The sequence below is a fragment of the Duganella sp. Dugasp56 genome (assembly GCF_047304105.1).
In the GTDB taxonomy this organism is placed as follows: Bacteria; Pseudomonadota; Gammaproteobacteria; order Burkholderiales; family Burkholderiaceae_D; genus Rugamonas; species Rugamonas hordei.
Genome location: NZ_JBGLYQ010000032.1, coordinates 13,822 through 31,497, shown reverse-complemented (window position 1 = coordinate 31,497; position 17,676 = coordinate 13,822). Strand labels below are relative to the sequence as shown.

Annotated in this window: 18 protein-coding genes; 12 read left to right on the top strand and 6 right to left on the bottom strand. The window is 64.4% G+C overall.

Features of this window, described 5'->3' with window-relative positions:
• Window positions 1–58 precede the first annotated feature (58 nt).
• From ACCD07_RS21655 to ACCD07_RS21635, 5 genes are all read left to right on the top strand, one after another.
• On the top strand, window positions 59–766 hold the full coding sequence (locus ACCD07_RS21655; RefSeq protein WP_176654839.1) for a response regulator: 708 nt from the start codon (window positions 59–61) through the stop codon (window positions 764–766).
• A gap of 4 nt (window positions 767–770) precedes the next feature.
• Window positions 771–1,190 carry a GTPase gene (locus ACCD07_RS21650; protein WP_353399363.1) on the top strand — a complete coding sequence of 140 codons (420 nt, stop codon included), beginning with the start codon at window positions 771–773 and terminating at the stop codon, window positions 1,188–1,190.
• 111 nt (window positions 1,191–1,301) lie between these two features.
• Entirely contained in the window at window positions 1,302–1,559 is a 258-nt protein-coding gene (locus ACCD07_RS21645) for a DUF3567 domain-containing protein (protein WP_176654838.1), read from the top strand.
• 34 nt (window positions 1,560–1,593) lie between these two features.
• Entirely contained in the window at window positions 1,594–2,367 is a 774-nt protein-coding gene (locus ACCD07_RS21640; RefSeq protein WP_353399367.1) for a class II glutamine amidotransferase, read from the top strand.
• Window positions 2,368–2,452: 85 nt separating this feature from the next.
• Window positions 2,453–3,733: an EAL and HDOD domain-containing protein gene (locus ACCD07_RS21635; RefSeq protein WP_176654836.1), complete on the top strand. Its 1,281-nt coding sequence runs from the start codon at window positions 2,453–2,455 to the stop codon at window positions 3,731–3,733.
• A gap of 29 nt (window positions 3,734–3,762) precedes the next feature.
• Here ACCD07_RS21635 and ACCD07_RS21630 read toward each other — a convergent pair whose 3' ends face one another.
• Window positions 3,763–4,140, bottom strand: coding sequence for an SPW repeat protein (locus ACCD07_RS21630; RefSeq protein WP_353399370.1), 378 nt, complete (start codon window positions 4,138–4,140; stop codon window positions 3,763–3,765).
• A gap of 142 nt (window positions 4,141–4,282) precedes the next feature.
• Here ACCD07_RS21630 and ACCD07_RS21625 point away from each other — a divergent pair, with 142 nt between their 5' ends.
• The 3 genes from ACCD07_RS21625 to ACCD07_RS21615 are packed head-to-tail and all read left to right on the top strand — an operon-like array spanning window position 4,283 to window position 7,235.
• Window positions 4,283–5,221: an ATP-binding cassette domain-containing protein gene (locus ACCD07_RS21625; RefSeq protein ID WP_413448519.1), complete on the top strand. Its 939-nt coding sequence runs from the start codon at window positions 4,283–4,285 to the stop codon at window positions 5,219–5,221.
• 10 nt (window positions 5,222–5,231) lie between these two features.
• Entirely contained in the window at window positions 5,232–6,536 is a 1,305-nt protein-coding gene (locus ACCD07_RS21620; RefSeq protein WP_413448518.1) for an ABC transporter permease, read from the top strand.
• 57 nt (window positions 6,537–6,593) lie between these two features.
• Window positions 6,594–7,235, top strand: a complete 642-nt coding sequence (locus ACCD07_RS21615; RefSeq protein ID WP_353399379.1) for a hypothetical protein — start codon at window positions 6,594–6,596, stop codon at window positions 7,233–7,235.
• Window positions 7,236–7,244: 9 nt separating this feature from the next.
• On the opposite strand, the gene metH is transcribed toward ACCD07_RS21615, so the two are convergent.
• Entirely contained in the window at window positions 7,245–11,018 is a 3,774-nt protein-coding gene (metH, locus tag ACCD07_RS21610) for a methionine synthase (RefSeq protein WP_413448546.1), read from the bottom strand.
• A 287-nt stretch (window positions 11,019–11,305) separates the two neighbouring features.
• Here metH and ACCD07_RS21605 point away from each other — a divergent pair, with 287 nt between their 5' ends.
• From ACCD07_RS21605 to ACCD07_RS21595, 3 genes are all read left to right on the top strand, one after another.
• A complete protein-coding gene (locus ACCD07_RS21605; RefSeq protein ID WP_413448517.1) occupies window positions 11,306–12,139 on the top strand; it encodes a glycosyltransferase in 834 nt (277 codons plus the stop codon).
• A gap of 78 nt (window positions 12,140–12,217) precedes the next feature.
• Window positions 12,218–12,676 (top strand): hypothetical protein, encoded by a 459-nt coding sequence (locus ACCD07_RS21600; RefSeq protein WP_176654827.1) that lies wholly within the window; start codon window positions 12,218–12,220, stop codon window positions 12,674–12,676.
• A complete protein-coding gene (locus ACCD07_RS21595; protein WP_413448516.1) occupies window positions 12,673–13,596 on the top strand; it encodes a DUF2145 domain-containing protein in 924 nt (307 codons plus the stop codon). The genes ACCD07_RS21600 and ACCD07_RS21595 overlap by 4 nt, the downstream gene beginning before the upstream one ends.
• 4 nt (window positions 13,597–13,600) lie before the next feature.
• Here ACCD07_RS21595 and ACCD07_RS21590 read toward each other — a convergent pair whose 3' ends face one another.
• Together ACCD07_RS21590 and ACCD07_RS21585 are read right to left on the bottom strand one after the other, a co-directional pair.
• The gene (locus ACCD07_RS21590) at window positions 13,601–14,179 is read right to left on the bottom strand and encodes a 2-hydroxychromene-2-carboxylate isomerase (protein ID WP_353399394.1); all 579 of its coding nucleotides are present in this window, start codon (window positions 14,177–14,179) and stop codon (window positions 13,601–13,603) included.
• Window positions 14,176–14,994: a CmcJ/NvfI family oxidoreductase gene (locus ACCD07_RS21585; RefSeq protein WP_353399397.1), complete on the bottom strand. Its 819-nt coding sequence runs from the start codon at window positions 14,992–14,994 to the stop codon at window positions 14,176–14,178. The genes ACCD07_RS21590 and ACCD07_RS21585 overlap by 4 nt, the downstream gene beginning before the upstream one ends.
• 105 nt (window positions 14,995–15,099) lie before the next feature.
• On the opposite strand from ACCD07_RS21585, the gene ACCD07_RS21580 reads away from it, so the two are divergent.
• Window positions 15,100–16,005 (top strand): LysR substrate-binding domain-containing protein, encoded by a 906-nt coding sequence (locus ACCD07_RS21580; RefSeq protein WP_413448515.1) that lies wholly within the window; start codon window positions 15,100–15,102, stop codon window positions 16,003–16,005.
• 4 nt (window positions 16,006–16,009) lie between these two features.
• On the opposite strand, the gene fmt is transcribed toward ACCD07_RS21580, so the two are convergent.
• Together fmt and def are read right to left on the bottom strand one after the other, a co-directional pair.
• A complete protein-coding gene (gene fmt, locus ACCD07_RS21575) occupies window positions 16,010–16,966 on the bottom strand; it encodes a methionyl-tRNA formyltransferase (protein WP_413448514.1) in 957 nt (318 codons plus the stop codon).
• A gap of 31 nt (window positions 16,967–16,997) precedes the next feature.
• A complete protein-coding gene (gene def, locus ACCD07_RS21570) occupies window positions 16,998–17,540 on the bottom strand; it encodes a peptide deformylase (RefSeq protein WP_176654821.1) in 543 nt (180 codons plus the stop codon).
• Window positions 17,541–17,676: the final 136 nt, after the last annotated feature.

Genomic DNA, 17,676 nt, shown 5'->3' with positions numbered 1-17,676 from the left:
AATGACTAAAAAAATCATTGCCGCACATATGACGGCGAAATGAGGAAGGCAAGGGAAGATGGCAAACATTCTGGTAGTGGACGATGAAATGGGTATCCGCGAGTTGCTCTCGGAAATCTTGAGCGACGAGGGACACGCAATACAACTGGCGGAAAACGCCCAGCAGGCGCGCGAGGCGCGTGCCGGCGGCGCGCCGGACCTGGTGCTGCTCGATATCTGGATGCCGGATACGGACGGCGTCACCTTGCTCAAGGAATGGCAGCGCGACGGTTTGCTGACCATGCCGGTGATCATGATGTCCGGCCACGCGACGATCGATACGGCGGTCGAGGCGACCCGCATCGGCGCGCTCAATTTCCTGGAAAAGCCGATCGCGCTGCAAAAACTGCTGAAGGCGGTCCAGCAAGGCTTGACGCGGGCCCAGGAAACGGTGCGCGCGCCGGCGCTGGCGCCGCGTCCGGCGGTGGCCCAGCCGGAGGAGGTGGCCAATGTCAGCTTCACGCAGGCTCCGGCCGCGTCGATCACCGTGCGCGGCGGCGCCACCGTCGCCGGCAGCGACAACCACATGTTCAACTTGTCGTTCGACCTGCCGCTGCGCGAGGCGCGCGACGCCTTCGAGCGCATGTACTTCGAGCACCACCTGGGCCGCGAAGGCGGCAGCATGACGCGCGTGGCCGAGAAGACCGGCCTGGAACGCACCCACTTGTACCGCAAGCTCAAGCAATTGGGCGTGGAGCCGGGCAAGCTGGCAAAAAAGGGCGCCTGAGTCCGTGACCGGACCCATGGTCCCCGGCGCTGCCCCCAAGCGGGCGCCGGTGCCGACCTGGCTGGTTACGGGCTCTCGCGCCGGCGAGCGCGAAAACGCCATTGCCGCCCTCCTGACGACGGGAGTGGCCAGCGTCATCATCCTGGAGGGCTTGTCGGACGGCGGTTCGGCACTGGCCTTCGACCCTGCCGACGGTCCCGTCCGGCTCGATCCTGTTCCGCAAGTGTTGCGTATTGCCCCCGGCTGTCTTCATTGCAGCGGCAATCTCGTTTTGCGAGTAACATTGAATCGCGTGCTGCGCCAACCTCCCGCGCGGCTGTATATCAGTCTGGCAACGGCCGAGCACCTGGAACTGCTGCGTTCCTGGCTGTCCGAGGCGCCCTACGGCGAGTTGCTGGATTTGCAATCCGATATCGCGGCCTAGACCCAGCCTGCCGATCGGGCCTTGTAGGACTTGAATCGTCTGCTTTCGGCCCCATTTCTGTGCTGAAGGCGGAACCGAAGAGTGTCTCGCCCCCTGGAGAAAGGAAGCAAAATGAACCTCATCTACAACAGCGAACAGTACAGCGTGGTCGAATTCGGCGCTGACCGGAATCTGGATGCCTTGCGTTTCGGCGGCTATGAAATCGTCGACAAGGGCGGCAAACGGGAGATTTTCATCAACGGCATCCTGGCGCAGAACTTCCGCCGCGACGTCAACGAGCTGATCGCCGGCGAGCCGACGATGGCGGAGATTGATGAATTTCTGGGCAGTTACGATGAGTTGATGAGCCATCCGGTGGCCCTGCACTGAGATCGCAGGCGGCACATGGCGTTATAATCACGCCATGTGCCAACTTCTAGGAATGAATTGCAATGTCCCCACCGACATTGTGTTCAGCTTTACCGGCTTCGCCATGCGCGGCGGCCAGACCGACACCCACCACGACGGCTGGGGCATCGCCTTTTTCGAGGGCGCCGGCGTACGCCATTTCGTCGACCACCAGGCCGCCATCGCCTCGCCGATCGCCGAGCTGATCAAGCGCTATCCGATCAAGTCCAAGAACGTCATCGCCCACATCCGCAAGGCCACGCAAGGCCAGGTGGCGCTGGAGAATTGCCATCCCTTCGTGCGCGAGCTGTGGGGGCGGTACTGGGTGTTCGCCCACAACGGCGACCTGAAAGCGTTCGCGCCGCTGCTGAACGGCGCCTACCGCCCGGTCGGCACCACCGACAGCGAACAGGCGTTCTGCTATATTTTGCAGCAGTTGCGCGCCCGCTTCGGCGAGCGGCGCCCGCCGCTGGCCACCTTGCGCGCCGCGCTGGCCGAGCTGGCCGGTGAAATCGCCGCCTACGGCACCTTCAACATGCTGCTGTCGTCCGGCGGCGAGCTGTTCGCCCATTGCTCGACCCACCTGTTTTACCTGGTGCGCCAGTATCCCTTCGATACCGCCAAGCTGTCCGACGAGGATGTCAGCGTCGATTTCTCGCAAGTGACGACGCCCAACGACCGGGTCGCCATCATCGTCACCCAGCCGCTGACGACCAACGAACAATGGACGGCTTTTACCGCCGGTGAACTGAAAGTGTTTATCGACGGTATTCCTCAAGCGGCAGATTGATATAAATTATCCAGACAGCCAGCCGCAATACTGTCAAAATATTAGTATGGCGAAATATCAGCCCCATGCCTTGGACTGACTAGCAATGATCGATCTCTCCCAACAAGATGCCGGTTCCCGCAGCCTGCGCGTGCGCGAATTCTATCTGGGCCGCCAACCCATCCTGGATCGCAACCAGGCGCTGTTTGGTTATGAGTTGCTTTTCCGCAACGCTCCGGTCGGCCCGGCCAACGTCACCAACGAACTGACCGCGACCGCGGCGGTGATCGCCCATGCCTCGCAGCTGGGGATGGAAAAAACCATCGGCGACGCGCTGGGTTTCGTCAATGTCGATGCCAGCGTGCTGATGACCGACATCTTTTCCTTCCTGCCGCGCGAGAAAGTGGTGCTGGAGATCGTCAATACGATGCAGGCGACGCCGCAAATCCTGACCCGCATGCAGGAGCTGGTGGGCCATGGTTTCAGCTTCGCGCTGGACGACGTGACCGGCGACACCGGCAAGGTCGCCGAGCTGCTGCCGCTGGTCGACTACGTCAAGATGGACATGCGCAACATCCCGCTGTCGACGCTGATGAAGCTGGCGCCGCGCTTCCGCCAGGACAAGAAAAAGCTGGTGGCCGAGAAGGTCGAGACGCGCGAGGAATTCAAGAATTGCCTGGACCTGGGCTTCGATTACTTCCAGGGCTATTACTTCGCCAAGCCGGTCATCATGAGCGGCAAGAAGCTGTCGCCGTCGCAGCTGGCGGTGATGGAGCTGATGACCCTGGTCACCTCGGAAGCGGACAACCAGGACATCGAGCGCGCCATCAAGCGTGACGTGTCGCTGGCGCTGAACCTGCTGCGGCTGGTGAACACGCCGGCCGTCGGCGCCCGCCAGCGCATCGATTCGCTGAGCCAGGCGGTGACGATACTGGGCCGCCGCCAGCTGCAGCGCTGGCTGCAGATCATGCTGTACGCCGAACCGAGCAAGCGCGGCCACAGCATGACGCCGCTGCTGATGCTGGCCACCACCCGCGGCCGCCTGCTGGAGCTGTTGGCCGGCAAGCTGCGGCCCAGCCATCGGGGCGTGGCCGATATCGCTTTCACGGTCGGCATCATGTCGCTGATGGATACGTTGTTCGGCATACCGATGTCGGAGATCCTGGCCCAGATACCGGTCAACGAGGAAGTGTCGGAAGCGCTGCTGTACCGCGGTGGTTTCTTTGGCGACCTGCTCAAGCTGGCCGAGTGCATCGAACGCATCGAAGAGATGGACGACCACATCATTCCAACGCTGCGCGATCTCGCCATGTCTACCGACGAACTGGTGGAGCTGGAAATGGCCGCCTTCGAATGGAGCGACAACGTGGTGCGCTACGCCTTGTAACGCACCACGAACTGCAGGTCACGCGCCGTTCAAGTCGCGTGGCCGGCGCCTGGCCAGTGCTTGACCAGTTCGGGATCGGTGCGCATTTCCCACAGCGCCAGCACCACCACCGCGATGCCGACCACCACCGAGTTCCACATCAGCTCGCGGTTGTCGGCGATTTTCAGCACCCACGGCGATACCGCCACCCAGATCCCCACCAGCAGGTTGAGCACCACGGCCCAGAAGTAGGTCTTGTACAGGTCGAATGCCGCCAGTATCGCCATCACCGCGCCGGAAATGAAGGCGGTCCAGGCTTGCGTGGACGGAATCGGATAGCCGAATACCCAGGGCGTGATGAAGAACCACAGCCCCAGCAACAGGATCAGCTGGTCTTGCCAGCGTTTGACGGATGGATTAGTTGCCATATGCGCCTCCCAAAGACAGGCCGCCGGATGGCGGCGTTCATTCTTAGGCCGCGGGTGTGGTGAAAAGTTCATCGCGGCTTGCCATTTAATTATTGCAACGTTATGCTCGTGCCCTTGTGATAACACTCGACGGGACAGCTCTATGGCCTCTGTTTTACTCAGCGTGGATCAGGTATCCAAATCGTATGGCGCGCGCAAGGCGGTCGACGGCGTCTCGTTCAAGGTGCATCAGGGCCAGACCGTCGGCCTGATCGGCCCCAACGGCGCCGGCAAGTCCACCACGGTGGGCATGATCTGCGGCCTGCTGCAGGCCGACAGCGGCGGCATCACGATGGATGGCGAGACCATTACGCTGGGCGTCAGCGGCGCCAAGCGCAAGATCGGTTTCGTGCCGCAGGACCTGGCGCTGTACGACGACCTGACGTCGCTGGAAAACCTCAAGCTGTTCGGCGCGCTGTACGGCCTGAAGGGCGCGTTGCTGAAGCAGCGCTGCGAGCAGGCGCTGGCGCTGGTCAACCTGGCCGACCGCGCCAACGACAAGCCGGCCACCTTTTCCGGCGGCATGAAGCGCCGCCTCAACATCGCCGCCGCGCTGCTGCACGATCCGCAGCTGCTGATCCTCGACGAGCCGACCGTCGGCGTCGACCCGCAAAGCCGCAACGCCATCTTCGACACGCTGGAAGCGCTGAAGGCGCAGGGCCGCTCGCTGATCTACACCAGCCACTACATGGAGGAAGTCGAGCGGCTGGCCGACCACATCGTCATCATCGACCACGGCAAGGTGCTGGCCGACGAAACCCCGGCCGCCCTGTACCAGCGCCTGCCGGCACAGGCCGCGCTGCGCGCCGAGCTGGCCGCCGAACCGTCGGCCGCGCTGCTGGACGGCGTCAGGGCGCAGCCGGGCGTGACCGGCGTGCAGTGCGAAGGCCATGCGCTGGACATCGGCCTGGCCGACGCCGCGCGCGCGCCGGCGGTGCTGGCCTGGCTCGCCGGACAGGGGCCGCTGCTGCACTTCGCCACCGCCAAGACTTCGCTGGAAAACATCTTCCTCAACCTGACCGGCCGCAGCCTGCGCGACTGATAGGAACACCATGACTGCTTTGATCGCACTGGTCCGCAAAGACCTGATCCTGTATATCAACGACAAGCGCGCGCTGATGCTGCACCTGCTGATGCCCGTGATCCTGGCGGCCTTCTTCGGCTCGCTGTTCGGCGGCGGCTCGGAGGCCAAGACCAGCAAGATCGAGGTCGGCCTGGTGCAGCTGGACCAGTCCGACAGCGGCAAGAAAATCGCCGCCGGCCTGAAAGGAGACAGCTCGCTGAAGATCGTCGAGCTGAGCGACGCCGAGGCCAGGGCCCGGGTGCGCGAGGGCAAGCTGGCGGTGGCGGTGGTGATCCCCGACGGCTTTGGCGAGCGCGCCGGCGACGCCCTGTTCAGCGGCCGCGACAAGCCGGAAATCCCGGTCTACTACGATCCTTCGCAATCGACGATGCTGGCGATGGTGAAGGGCTTGCTGACGCAGCAGGTGATGCAGGTGACCAGCGCCGCCGTCATGAGCCCGAAGGGCAACAAGACCACGGAACGGCAGCTGGCCGAACTGCAGGCCAGCGGCGCCAGCGATCCGGACAAGGCCCAGATCAGCGAGTTCCTCGTCAGCCTGAAAAAATTCCAGGACCAGCGCGCCGCCACCGAGGCCGAGAAGGAAGCCGCCGCCAAGGCCGGCGGCAAGCCGGCGCCGGAAACCGCTCCGGTCGGCATGAGCATGCCCTACACCACGCAGGACCAGCCGCTCAGCAGCGGTCCCAAGTACAACGGCTATGCGCACTCGTTCGCCGGCATGGGCGTGCAGTTCATCCTGTTCATGGGCATCGACATGGGCATCGGCATTTTGCTGGCGCGCCGCATGGGCATCTGGAACCGCCTGCTGGCGGCGCCGATCTCGATGACGACGGTGCTGGCCGGACGCGCCATCTCCGGCGCCATGATCGCGTTGGGGCTGATGTGCGCGATGTTTGCCTGCGCCGTGCTGATCTTCAAGGTCGAGATCAGCAGCATCGGCGGCTTCCTCGGCATCGCCCTGAGCTTCTCGCTGATGACGGCGGCCTTCGGCCTGCTGATCGCCGCCTTCGGCAAGACGCCGGAAGCGGCGCGCGGCATCGCCGTGTTCGCCACGCTGATCATGGTGATGCTGGGCGGGGCCTGGGTTCCGTCGTTCATCTTCCCGGAATGGGTGCAGCAGGTCACGCTGGTGGTGCCGACGCGCTGGGCCATCGACGGCTTCGACGCCGTCACCTGGCGTGGCCTGGGCCTGGAAGGCGCGCTCAAGCCGATCGCCGTGCAGCTGGGTTTTGCGGCGGTGTTCGGTTCGCTGGCGCTGTGGCGCTTCCGCCGTTAAAGTTTCCGCAAAACAATCCGTTACATAAGGATACAAACCGTTTCGTGAGCTTTTTCGATGGCGTTATCCGTCAGGTCCCTGATCGCGCAGTGCGTCAATCAGGTCATCCGCCAGCACTATCCTGAACAATATTGTTCGCTGTGCCACGTGTACGCCATCGTCGGTTCGAATCTGATCAGCATCGTGCTGGACCGGGTCTACCGGCCGGTGGCGGGCCTGGCCGCGGTCGATTGCGGCGCCGGCCGGCTGATGCGCATGATGGATAACGATGCCTTTTCCAATCCTGCCGGCGGCGCCTATCACTGCTGGATCGAATCGGCCGACGACCTGGTCGGCGAGCGGGAGGTGGTCGACCTGACCTTCCGCCACAACCACACCTACGCTGAAAAGAATGGCTACGGCTGGCACCGCGAGCCGCCGCCCGATTATTTGTGGGGACCGCAAAGCCGCATCGTGGTCAAGGCGCCGTTGGCGGCGATCCCCGACGGCTTCCCCGACGGCATGGTGTGGCTGTGCGAAACGGAAGAGGGCTGGCAGTGGATGACGCGCCAGCTGATGGAGCACCAGAACGCCTTCGTGGCGCTGACGGCGGAGGCCTTGAAGCTGTTGAAGCAAAGCCTGCCGCCCGGATCCACGCTGCTGGCGCCGGCGGCGCCGCAGGTGAACACGCCGGCCACCGTGGTGATGGCCGCGCTCTAGATAACTTAGTTAAGACAGATTCGGCGCCAGCCAGCGCTCCAGTTCAGCCTTGTCCACCTTGCGGCGTTCGGCCATGTCGGCCAGCTGGTCTTCGCCGATCTTGCCGACCACGAAGTACTTCGATTCCGGGTGCGCGAAGTAGAAGCCCGACACGGCGGCGCCCGGATACATGGCAAACGATTCCGTCAGCTCCATGCCGATCTCGCCGGCCTGCAGGGTCTTGAACATGTCGCGCTTGACGGTGTGCTCGGGGCAGGCGGGGTAGCCCGGCGCCGGACGGATGCCGACATACTTCTCCGCGATCATGTCGTCGTTGCTCAGCGTCTCGCCGGTGGCATAGCCCCACAGGTCGGTGCGCACGCGCTCGTGCATGTATTCGGCGAACGCCTCGGCCAGGCGGTCGGCCAGCGACTTGAGCATGATGGACGAGTAGTCGTCGTGCGCGTCCTCGAAGCGCTTCTCGTACTTCTCGATGCCCAGGCCGGCGGTGACGGCGAACATGCCGATGTAGTCCTTGACGCCCGAGGCCTTGGGCGCGATGAAATCGGCCAGGCACTGGTTAGGGCGCTGCACGCCGTCCACCACCGGCTTGACGCCCTGCTGGCGCAGGCCGTAGTAGGTGAAGTCCACGGTGGCGCGGGTGTCGTCGGTATAGATCTCGATGTCGTCGTCGTTGACCGTGTTGGCCGGCAGCAGGGCGATGACGCCGTTGGCGCTCAGCCAGCGGCCGTCGATCAGCTTCTTCAGCAGCGCCTGGCCTTCCTCGAACACCTTGGTGGCCGCCTCGCCGACCACTTCATCGGTCAGGATGGCGGGGAACGGGCCGGCCAGGTCCCAGGTCTGGAAGAACGGGCCCCAGTCGATGTAGCGGGCGATGGTCGCCAGGTCGACGTTCTTGAACTCGCGGCGGCCGATGAACTTCGGCTTGACCGGCGCGCCGGCGCCGTCGAACGGCACCACCATCTTGTTGGCGCGCGCGTCCTTCAGCGACAGCATCGGCAGCGCCTTCTTGTTGGCGTGCTGCTCGCGGATGCGGATGTAGTCCTGCGAAATCTCTTCGATGTACTGGTCGCGGCTCTCCGGCGTCAACAGCGACTGCGCCACCGACACCGAGCGCGACGCGTCCGGCACGTAGACCACCGGGCCTTCGTAGTTGTGGGCGATCTTGACGGCGGTGTGGGCGCGGCTGGTGGTGGCGCCGCCGATCAGCAGCGGGATCTTCAGCATGCGGAAGTGCTCGTCGCGCTGCATTTCCTTGGCCACGTGGGCCATCTCTTCCAGCGACGGCGTGATCAGGCCGGACAGGCCGATGATGTCGGCGTTTTCCAGCTTGGCGCGCGCCAGGATCTCGGAGCAGGGCACCATCACGCCCATGTTCACCACTTCGAAGTTATTACATTGCAGGACCACCGAGACGATGTTCTTGCCGATGTCGTGCACGTCGCCCTTGACGGTGGCGATGACGATCTTGCCCTTCGGCTTGGCGACGATGCCGGTGCGCTTTTCCTCGGCCAGCTTTTCTTCCTCGATGTACGGAATAAGGTGGGCCACGGCCTGCTTCATCACGCGCGCCGACTTGACCACCTGCGGCAGGAACATCTTGCCCTGGCCGAACAGGTCGCCGACGATGTTCATGCCGTCCATCAGCGGGCCTTCGATCACGTGGATGGGACGGCCGTTGGCGGCCAGCACCTGCTGGCGCATCTCTTCGGTGTCGTCGGTGATGAACTGGGTGATGCCGTGCACCAGCGCGTGCGCCAGGCGCTTCTCGACCGGGCCGCTGCGCCATTCCAGGTTCTGCGCATCCTGCTTGCCGGCGCCGGCCTTCAAGGTGCCGGCGATGTCGATCATGCGTTCGGTGGCGTCGTCGCGGCGGTTCAGCACCACGTCCTCGACGCGCTCGCGCAGCTCGGCCGGCAAGTCGTCGTAGACGCCGACCATGCCGGCGTTGACGATACCCATGGTCATGCCGGCCTTGATCGCGTGGTACAGGAACACGGTGTGGATCGCCTCGCGCGCCGGGTCGTTGCCGCGGAAGGAGAACGACACGTTGGAGACGCCGCCCGAGATTTTCGCGTGCGGCAGGTTTTCCTTGATCCAGCGGGTGGCGTTGATGAAGTCCACCGCGTAGTTGTTGTGCTCTTCGATGCCGGTGGCGATGGCGAAGATGTTCGGGTCGAAGATGATGTCCTCCGGCGGGAAGCCGACGGTGTTGACCAGCAGCTTGTAGGCGCGCTCGCAGATTTCGATCTTGCGCTCGAAGGTGTCGGCCTGGCCTTTTTCATCGAAGGCCATGACGATGACGGCGGCGCCGTAGCTGCGGCACAGCTTGGCCTGGCGGATGAATTCCTCCTCGCCTTCCTTCATCGAGATCGAATTGACGATGGACTTGCCCTGCACGCACTTCAGGCCCGCTTCGATCACCGACCATTTGGACGAGTCGATCATGATCGGCACGCGCGAGATGTCCGGTTCGGAGGCGATCAGGTTGAGGAAGCGGGTCATCGCCGCCAGCGAATCGAGCATCGCCTCGTCCATGTTGATGTCGATGACCTGGGCGCCGTTTTCCACCTGCTGGCGCGCCACGCTCAGCGCCTCGTCGTACTGCTCGTTGAGGATCATGCGCGCGAACGCTTTCGAGCCGGTGACGTTGGTGCGCTCGCCGACGTTGACGAACAGCGAGCTGTCGTCGATGGTGAACGGTTCCAGGCCCGACAGGCGCTGCGCCACCGGCACGACCGGCACGGTGCGCGGCGCGGTCTTGGCCAGCATCGAGGCTATGGCCTTGATGTGGTCCGGCGTGGTGCCGCAGCAGCCGCCGGCCACGTTGATGAAGCCGGCGTCGGCGAATTCGCGCAGCAGCGCCGAGGTGTCGGCCGGCAGTTCGTCGAAGCCTGTGTCGCTCATCGGGTTGGGCAGGCCGGCGTTCGGGTAGATGCAGACATAGGTGTCGGCGATCTGCGACAGCTCTTCGGCGTAGGGACGCATCAGCGCCGCGCCCAGCGCGCAATTGAGGCCGATGGTCAGCGGCTTGGCGTGGCGCACGGAATTCCAGAAGGCTGGAACGGTCTGGCCGGACAGGATGCGGCCCGAGGCGTCGGTGACGGTGCCGGAGATCATCAGCGGCAGGCGCGGCAGGCCCGGGTTCTCTTCGTAGAATTTGTCGATCGCGAACAGCGCGGCCTTGCAGTTGAGCGTGTCGAAGATGGTCTCGACCAGCAGCACGTCGACGCCGCCTTCGACCAGTCCCTTGGTTTGCTGGTGGTAGGCGTCGACCAGCTGGTCGAAGGTGATGTTGCGCGCGGCCGGGTCGTTGACGTCGGGCGAGATCGAGGCGGTCTTCGGCGTCGGGCCGAGGGCGCCGGCGACGAAGCGCGGCTTGTCGGCGCTGCTGTACTTGTCGCAGGCGGCGCGCGCCAGCTTGGCCGCTTGCACGTTCATCTCATAGGCCAGGTGGGCCATGTGATAGTCGTCCTGCGCGATGGTGGTGGCGCCGAAGGTGTTGGTTTCGATCAGGTCGGCGCCGGCGGCCAGGTAGCGCTCGTGGATTTCCTGGATCACTTGCGGCTGGGTCAGCGTCAGCAGCTCGTTGTTACCCTTGACGAACAGCTCGCGCGCGCCGGAACCAGCGGGGGCGGCGAAGTCGATGAACCGGCCCGTCGGGCCGCCGCGGTACGCGGTTTCATCCAGCTTGTACTGCTGGATGATGGTGCCCATCGCGCCGTCGAGAATCATGATGCGGCGGGCGAGGATCTCGCGCAGCTGGGCATCGGTCTTGGACATCACGGGGCGGGACACGTTGTTATTCATCTAATACTTTCTGTGGTCGTGGGCGAGCGGCGCCAACGATGGTCGGCGGTCTAAAATTATACGGCATCGCGGAATAAGCTTCAGCCAACCGCTGCGTCGCAGCAACAATCTGCCGTTTTGTTACTTGTTTGCTACTTGTCCTTACTTGGTTTTGCATGGATTTACCGGGGAAACAGAGCGATACCAAGTGCAACATTGCGCAATTAGCCAGCAACGTCGCGTCGACAGAATGAAGCCTCCTTCATGTCGATTGCGCTACGATGAAAATCACCGTCATTATTTCCGCGCACTGCAAGGGGCGCGAGCTGGAATGCGTGCTCACCGGCTATGCCAGGCAAACGCACAGGCCGGACCAGATCATCATCGCCCAGGACGGCGTGGACCCGGCGATCGGCGCCGCCATCGCCGCGGTACAGGCCGAGGGCTGGCAATTACCGCTGCTGCACCAGATGCAGGAGCAGCGCGGCTTTGGCAAGTACCGCGCGCTCAACCGCGCCATCCTGGCGGCCTGCGGCGACCTGTTGCTGTTCACCGACGGCGACTGCATTCCGCGCGACGACTATGTCGAGAACTACGTGCGGCTGATGCGGCGCGGGATCTTTTTATCCGGCGGCAGCCACATCAGCATTCCCGAGGCCTACCACATGCGCAACAACCTGCTGGGGGCGGTGCGCGACCAAAGCCTGTTCAGCTATGGTTATCTGAGCGCGATACCCGGTTTTCACAAGGGCGCGTCGCGGCTGACGCGCAACCGGCTGCTGGCGCGGATGCTGGACGTGCTGACCCAGCGCGACGCCTTCAGCGGCTCCAACAGCTGCGCCTGGCGCAAGGATGTGCTGGCCGTCGGCGGTTTCGACGAGCAGATGGCCTACGGCGGCGGCGACCTGAACATGGGCTTGCGGCTGAACCATATCGGCGTACGCGGCGTGCGGGCGCGGCATACGCTGGTGAGCCTGCATCTGGATCACGGCCGCAACTACTACTGCGCCGACAAGGAGCGCGCCAACCACGACTGGAACCGGCAGGTGCGCAGCAGCAAGCTGGTGCTGCCGCGCGAATCGCAGATATGTGCCGGGTTTGTCCAAATCGTCTGACATGCCGGCGCCATCGTTCGCCTGCCAGCTCCGTGATTTAACTTATACTTCCTTATTTGCAAAATTAAGGAAGTATCGATGAAGATTTCTCAATCCATCCGCCTGATCTGCGCGGCCGGCGCGCTGGGTTTGGCTTTGAATGCCAACGCCGACAGTTTCGTTTCGTCGGCCTCCAGCGCTGGATCGGCGTCCAGCGGCAGTATTTCCGATTCGCTCAACGGTTCGAGCAACAGCTCGAAAGGCGACAACCGCCGCGTCGCCGACGGCGAGTACCGCATCATCCAGATCGCCGCCACGCCCGACCGCGCCGGCCGTACCCGTGTGACCATGGAGACCGGCGATCCGCAGCAGCGCGTCGTGCTGGACCTGCCGCAGACCACCTTCGACAAGCAGCAACTTGCCGTCGGCGATGCGATGTATGCGCAGAACCGCGTCTACGGCATCGAGTTCGGCCGCGGCGACACGCATCAGCCGTTCTACCTCGTGCTGGCCGATGAGTGGTACGGCGAGCTGGCCTCGCGCCCACTCGGCATTTGAAGCTGGCCCGCGCGCTGGCGCTGGCCACGCTGGCCTGCGCCGCGCTGTGCACGGCCGGCGCCGCGCAGGCCGGCGGTTCCTCCGGTGCTTCACGTTTTTGCGACCGCAGCCAGCCGCTGACCGCGTTCGAACAAGACCGCTTGCTGCGCTTTGCCGCCGTGCTGCGCGAGGAACTGGCCGGCGTCGACGATGGGCTGGCGCTGGTCAGCCGCTCGGGACTCGACCTGTCGCGCTTCGGCATCCGCTACTCGCACGCCGCGCTGGCCTGGCGTTCGGAAGCCGGCGCCTGGTCCGCGCGCCAGCTTTACTATGCCTGCGACGAGCATCGTCCACGGATATTCGACCAGGGACTGGCCGGCTTCGCGCTCGGCACCGACGATCCCGCGCTGGGCTACATCTCCATCGTGCGGCTGCCGCCGCAGGCCATCGCGCCGCTGCGTCCGGCCTTGCTCGACACTCCGCGCGTGCTGCATCTGCTGGCCGCGCAGTACAGCGCCAGTGCCTATGCCTTCAGCACCCGCTACCAGAACTGCAACCAGTGGGTCATGGAAATGCTGGCCGCCGGCTGGGGCGACCTGGCGGATGGCGACGACCTGCGCGAACGAGCCCAGCGCTGGCTATATGGCGAGCGCTATGCGCCGGAACCGGTCGACGTCGATTCCCGCGTCCTGATGCTGGTCTCGCACTTCGTGCCGCTGCTGCATCTGGACGACCATCCCGATGATGACCGCTGGGCGATGAAACTGAAGATCAGTCTGCCCTCGACTGTCGAAGCCTTTGTGCACCTGCGCTTCCCAGGCAGCGAGCGCGTCGAACTGTGCCACGACGAGCGGCAGATCGTCATCCACCGAGGCTGGACGCCGATCGCCGCAGGCTGCAAGCCGGGCGACGGCGATCGTGTGATCTCGCTGCGCGACTAGTGGACTAGCGCATCGCCATCGCCACCGCGTCGTCCAGCCGGTCGTTCCCCCAGAACATGGCGCCGTCCACCATGAAGGTCGGCGCGCCGAAGATATGCAGCGCCTTGGCCTGCTCGGTGCGCGTGCGCAGCCGGGCCTTGTTGGCGTCGCTCTGCGCTTCCTGCAGGATGGCTGCGGCGTCCTGGCCCAGCGAGGTCAGGATGTCCGTCATGACTTCCGCGCTGCCGATGTCGCGGTCTTCGGAAAAATTGGCGAGCATTACACGCTCGCACAAATCCTGCATCCATGGCTGTTCTTCGCACAGGATGGCCACGCGCGCCGCCAGCAGCGAGTTGCGCGGGAACTCGGTCGGCTGCCGCCAAGGCAAGCCGTACTTGGCGCACTGGCGCGGCATGTCCTGCCAGACGTAGGCGCCTTTGTCCTTCTGCAGAACGAAGGGCGAGTTGTTCCAGCCCGCTTCCTTGAAGATCGGGCCAAGCAGGAAGGGGCGCCAGGCCACGCCGTCCGGCGCCAGGCTACGGATGCGCATCACGCTCAGGTAGCTGTAGTTGCTGGCGAAGTCGAACCAGAATTCAATTTTCATTTTGCATCTCCTTGATAGATCAGCAGACAGCGGATTTCAATGCTTTCACGTAGCGGCGCACCCGTCGGTGTTTCCGGGTGCTCAAAAGCGGCATGGGGCGTATGGCCCGCCATTTCGGTATCGTACTGCTTGAAGATCAGCACCTCCTCGCGCGTCATCGCATGGAAGTATGCCCATGATTGCGCGGGATTGTGCATGGCCTGGTAAATTTCTCCGGTGCGCTCGGGGTAGAAGATATCGCTGGCGACCAGATCGTCGGACGACACGCTGCGCGCGTCGCACACGGCCAGCGGCGCATCGAACACCGGATGGCGGATCGAACGCCACAGGTTCACGATGGCGTAGCGCCGAACGCCTGCCGCCTTGTCGCCCAACTCCTGCAGCAGCCTGCGGTGCGCCGACGCCGGCGTGAAATCGCAGTGCACCCGTCCCGCCGCGCCGGGGCGCTGGCCTTCGACGCGGCCGAACGCCTGCGGCGAACCAGGCGTGCGCTTGCGCACCAGATGGTCGAACACAAAGGCCAGGCTGGCGCCGGAGACTGCGAGCGCAAGCTCCGCCACTTCGGGATAGTAGAGGCGTACCACCTGGTCCTTGTCGAGGAAGTCGCGCACCGCAGTGGGCGCCTCGCGCAGCTCGTAGCCTTCGCGGTCGATGGACAGGCCGCCGTCCGCGCGCGCGTCGCGTATCGCCACCGCCACGGATTCGTAGGCGGCGTTCTGCCACGGCCGGCCGTCGGGCGGCGGGTACATATAGGTGTATGGCCGCTCGGATGTCGGCTGCAGGAACTCCAGCGCGGCGGTGGTGTGATGAGTCATGTCGGTCTCCCTGAAAGCCTCATTGAATCCGATTCCGCCTCGCCGCTCAAACGGTATATTCGCCGCATTCACATTCCTGTTGTGCATGCGTGATACAGTCATGCCATGCCTAACCGCCTTTTGGATCTTCCGCCGCTGGACCTGCTGCGCAGCTTTGTCGCAGTCGGCCGCCGCATGAGTATCACGCTCGCGGCACAAGACATGTGCCTGACGCAGTCGGCGCTCAGCCGCCAGATACAGGCGCTGGAATCGTCGCTGGGCTACCGGCTGCTGGTGCGCGGGCACCGCTCCATCGAGTTCACCGGCGAGGGCCGGCGGCTGTTCCGCAGCGCGGATGCGATGCTGGAGCAATTGGGCGACGTGGTAGCCAGCCTGCGCCCCGCCGATACGCGGCAGCCGGTCACCATCAGCGCCAGCATCGGCGTGACGGCCTTGTGGATATTGCCGCGCCTGAACGCGTTCCAGCAGGCGGCGCCGGACATCGACGTGCGGGTGGCCGCCAACAACCGCTTCGTCGATCTGGAACGCGAGCAGGTCGATTTATCGCTGCGGTATTGCCGGCCGGAGGAGGCGCCGCAAGGCGCGCTGCGGCTGTTCGGCGAAGCGCTGGTACCGGTGGCGCATCCCGCGTTGGCCGTGGCCGCGATTGAAGATCCGGCGCAGTTGCGCCGGCAGGTGTTGCTTGAGTTTGACGACGTATCGCGTCCTTGGCTGCAATGGGCTGCCTGGCTGCGCGGCGCCGGTGCAGGGAAGGCCAAGCCCCAAGGCATGCTGCGTTTCAATCAGTACGATCAGGTGGTGCAGGCTGCGCTGGCCGGGCAGGGCGTCGCGCTGGGACGGCTGGAACTGGTGCGACCTTTGCTGGAGCAGGGCAAGCTGGCGCTGGCCAGCGGCTTGCCGCCGGCCGCCAGCGATTATGCCTACTGGCTGCTGACGCGGCGCGACGCCGGCGCGGACGCCGTCATCGTCGCCGACTGGATACGCGCCGAAGCACGCAAGGCTGCGGGCTGAGTTGTCAGGCGAAGGTCAAGCCTTCAAGCGGGAAGCCTTTGATGAACTCGGCCGCCGGCAAGCGCTTGCCGCCCGGCTTTTGCAGTTCCGTCAGGCGCAGCGAGCCGCTGCCGCAGGACACGACGATGCCGTGCTGCGCGTCGGCCGCCAACACCTGGCCGGCCGGCGCCTTGCTGTCGGCTTCCAGCAGTTCGGCGCCCCACAGCTTGACGTTGACGCCGTTGACCGACGCGTGCGCACCGGGGAAGGGATTGAAGGCGCGGATCTTGCGACCGATCTCGACGGCCGGTAGGGTGAAGTCCAGCGCCGCCTCTTCCTTGCTGATCTTGGCGGCGTAGCTGACGCCGGCCTCCGGCTGCGGCACGGCTTCCAGCTGGCCGTGCCTCATCTTGTTGAGCGCCTCGACGATCATCTTGCCGCCGAGCGCGGCCAGCTTGTCGTGCACCATGCCGGTGGTGTCCTGGTCGCCGATGGCGATGCGCTCGATCAGCAGCATCGGGCCGGTGTCCAGGCCTTCTTCCATTTCCATGATGGTGATGCCGGTCTCGCGGTCGCCCGCCTCGATCGCGCGGTGGATGGGCGCGGCGCCGCGCCAGCGCGGCAGCAGCGAACCGTGGATGTTGAGGCAGGGCTTGATGTCGAGCGTGCTGCGCGGCAGGATCAGGCCGTAGGCGGCCACCACCATGACGTCGTACGGCGTCGACAGCAGGCGCGCATGCGCGGCCAGCGCCTGCTCGGCGCGCACCGGGTCCTTGCTGTCGGTGCGCAGCGACAGCGGCTGCAGCACTTCGATGCCGTGCGCGACCGCGTATTGCTTGACGGCGGACGGTTGCAGATGCATGCCGCGTCCCGCCGGACGGTCGGGCTGGGTCAGCACCAGCGGAATTTCAAAGCCCGCCTCATGCAGGGACTGCAGGGCCACGGCGGCAAATTCCGGCGTGCCGGCAAAGATGACTTTCATGCGGTTCCCCGGTGATGCTGAATGATGGAAATCAGAAGCGGCGGCCTTGCGCGCGCAACTGGGCTTCGCGCGCCATGCCGCGCTCTTCCTTGACCAGCTTGCTCTTGATGCGGTTGCGCTTCAGCGGCGACAGGTATTCGACAAACACCTTGCCCAGCAGGTGATCCATCTCGTGCTGGATGCAGACCGCCAGCAGGCCGTCGGCTTCCACTTCGAAAGGCTGGCCCTTGACGTCCAGCGCGCGGACCTTGACCTGGGCGTGGCGTTCGACGCCGTCGTAGATGCCGGGCACCGACAGGCAGCCTTCGTCGTAGACCTGCTTCTCTTCGCTGGCCCAGATGATTTCCGGATTGATGTAGGCGACCAGCGCGTCCTTGGTTTCGGAGATGTCGATGACGACCAGCTGCTCATGCACGTCGACCTGCGACGCGGCCAGGCCGATGCCGGGCGCTTCGTACATGGTTTCGGCCATGTCGGCGACCAGCTTTTCCAGCCGCTCGTCGAAGACGGTGACCGGTTTGGCGACCTTGTGCAGGCGTGGGTCGGGGTAACGCAAAATATTTAAGATAGCCATGTGCTGTAACTGTGTTGATAACTAAGTGATTGCCTTGATAACGCGCGCGGTGGACCGGAGGTCGCCGCGGCGGTTTTCCCCATCAAAAATGCAACATCCGCGCCGGGTACCATTGCGCGGTTTCTCTTGCTAGTTC

Coding starts and splice junctions, on each gene's coding strand:
- ACCD07_RS21655 (WP_176654839.1), top strand. CDS start 59: ATGGCAAACATTCTGGTAGTGGACGATGAAATGGGTATCCGCGAGTTG.
- ACCD07_RS21645 (WP_176654838.1), top strand. CDS start 1,302: ATGAACCTCATCTACAACAGCGAACAGTACAGCGTGGTCGAATTCGGC.
- ACCD07_RS21640 (WP_353399367.1), top strand. CDS start 1,594: ATGTGCCAACTTCTAGGAATGAATTGCAATGTCCCCACCGACATTGTG.
- ACCD07_RS21635 (WP_176654836.1), top strand. CDS start 2,453: ATGATCGATCTCTCCCAACAAGATGCCGGTTCCCGCAGCCTGCGCGTG.
- ACCD07_RS21630 (WP_353399370.1), bottom strand. CDS start 4,140: ATGGCAACTAATCCATCCGTCAAACGCTGGCAAGACCAGCTGATCCTG.
- ACCD07_RS21625 (WP_413448519.1), top strand. CDS start 4,283: ATGGCCTCTGTTTTACTCAGCGTGGATCAGGTATCCAAATCGTATGGC.
- ACCD07_RS21620 (WP_413448518.1), top strand. CDS start 5,232: ATGACTGCTTTGATCGCACTGGTCCGCAAAGACCTGATCCTGTATATC.
- ACCD07_RS21615 (WP_353399379.1), top strand. CDS start 6,594: ATGGCGTTATCCGTCAGGTCCCTGATCGCGCAGTGCGTCAATCAGGTC.
- metH (WP_413448546.1), bottom strand. CDS start 11,018: ATGTCCAAGACCGATGCCCAGCTGCGCGAGATCCTCGCCCGCCGCATC.
- ACCD07_RS21605 (WP_413448517.1), top strand. CDS start 11,306: ATGAAAATCACCGTCATTATTTCCGCGCACTGCAAGGGGCGCGAGCTG.
- ACCD07_RS21600 (WP_176654827.1), top strand. CDS start 12,218: ATGAAGATTTCTCAATCCATCCGCCTGATCTGCGCGGCCGGCGCGCTG.
- ACCD07_RS21590 (WP_353399394.1), bottom strand. CDS start 14,179: ATGAAAATTGAATTCTGGTTCGACTTCGCCAGCAACTACAGCTACCTG.
- ACCD07_RS21585 (WP_353399397.1), bottom strand. CDS start 14,994: ATGACTCATCACACCACCGCCGCGCTGGAGTTCCTGCAGCCGACATCC.
- ACCD07_RS21580 (WP_413448515.1), top strand. CDS start 15,100: ATGCCTAACCGCCTTTTGGATCTTCCGCCGCTGGACCTGCTGCGCAGC.
- fmt (WP_413448514.1), bottom strand. CDS start 16,966: ATGAAAGTCATCTTTGCCGGCACGCCGGAATTTGCCGCCGTGGCCCTG.
- def (WP_176654821.1), bottom strand. CDS start 17,540: ATGGCTATCTTAAATATTTTGCGTTACCCCGACCCACGCCTGCACAAG.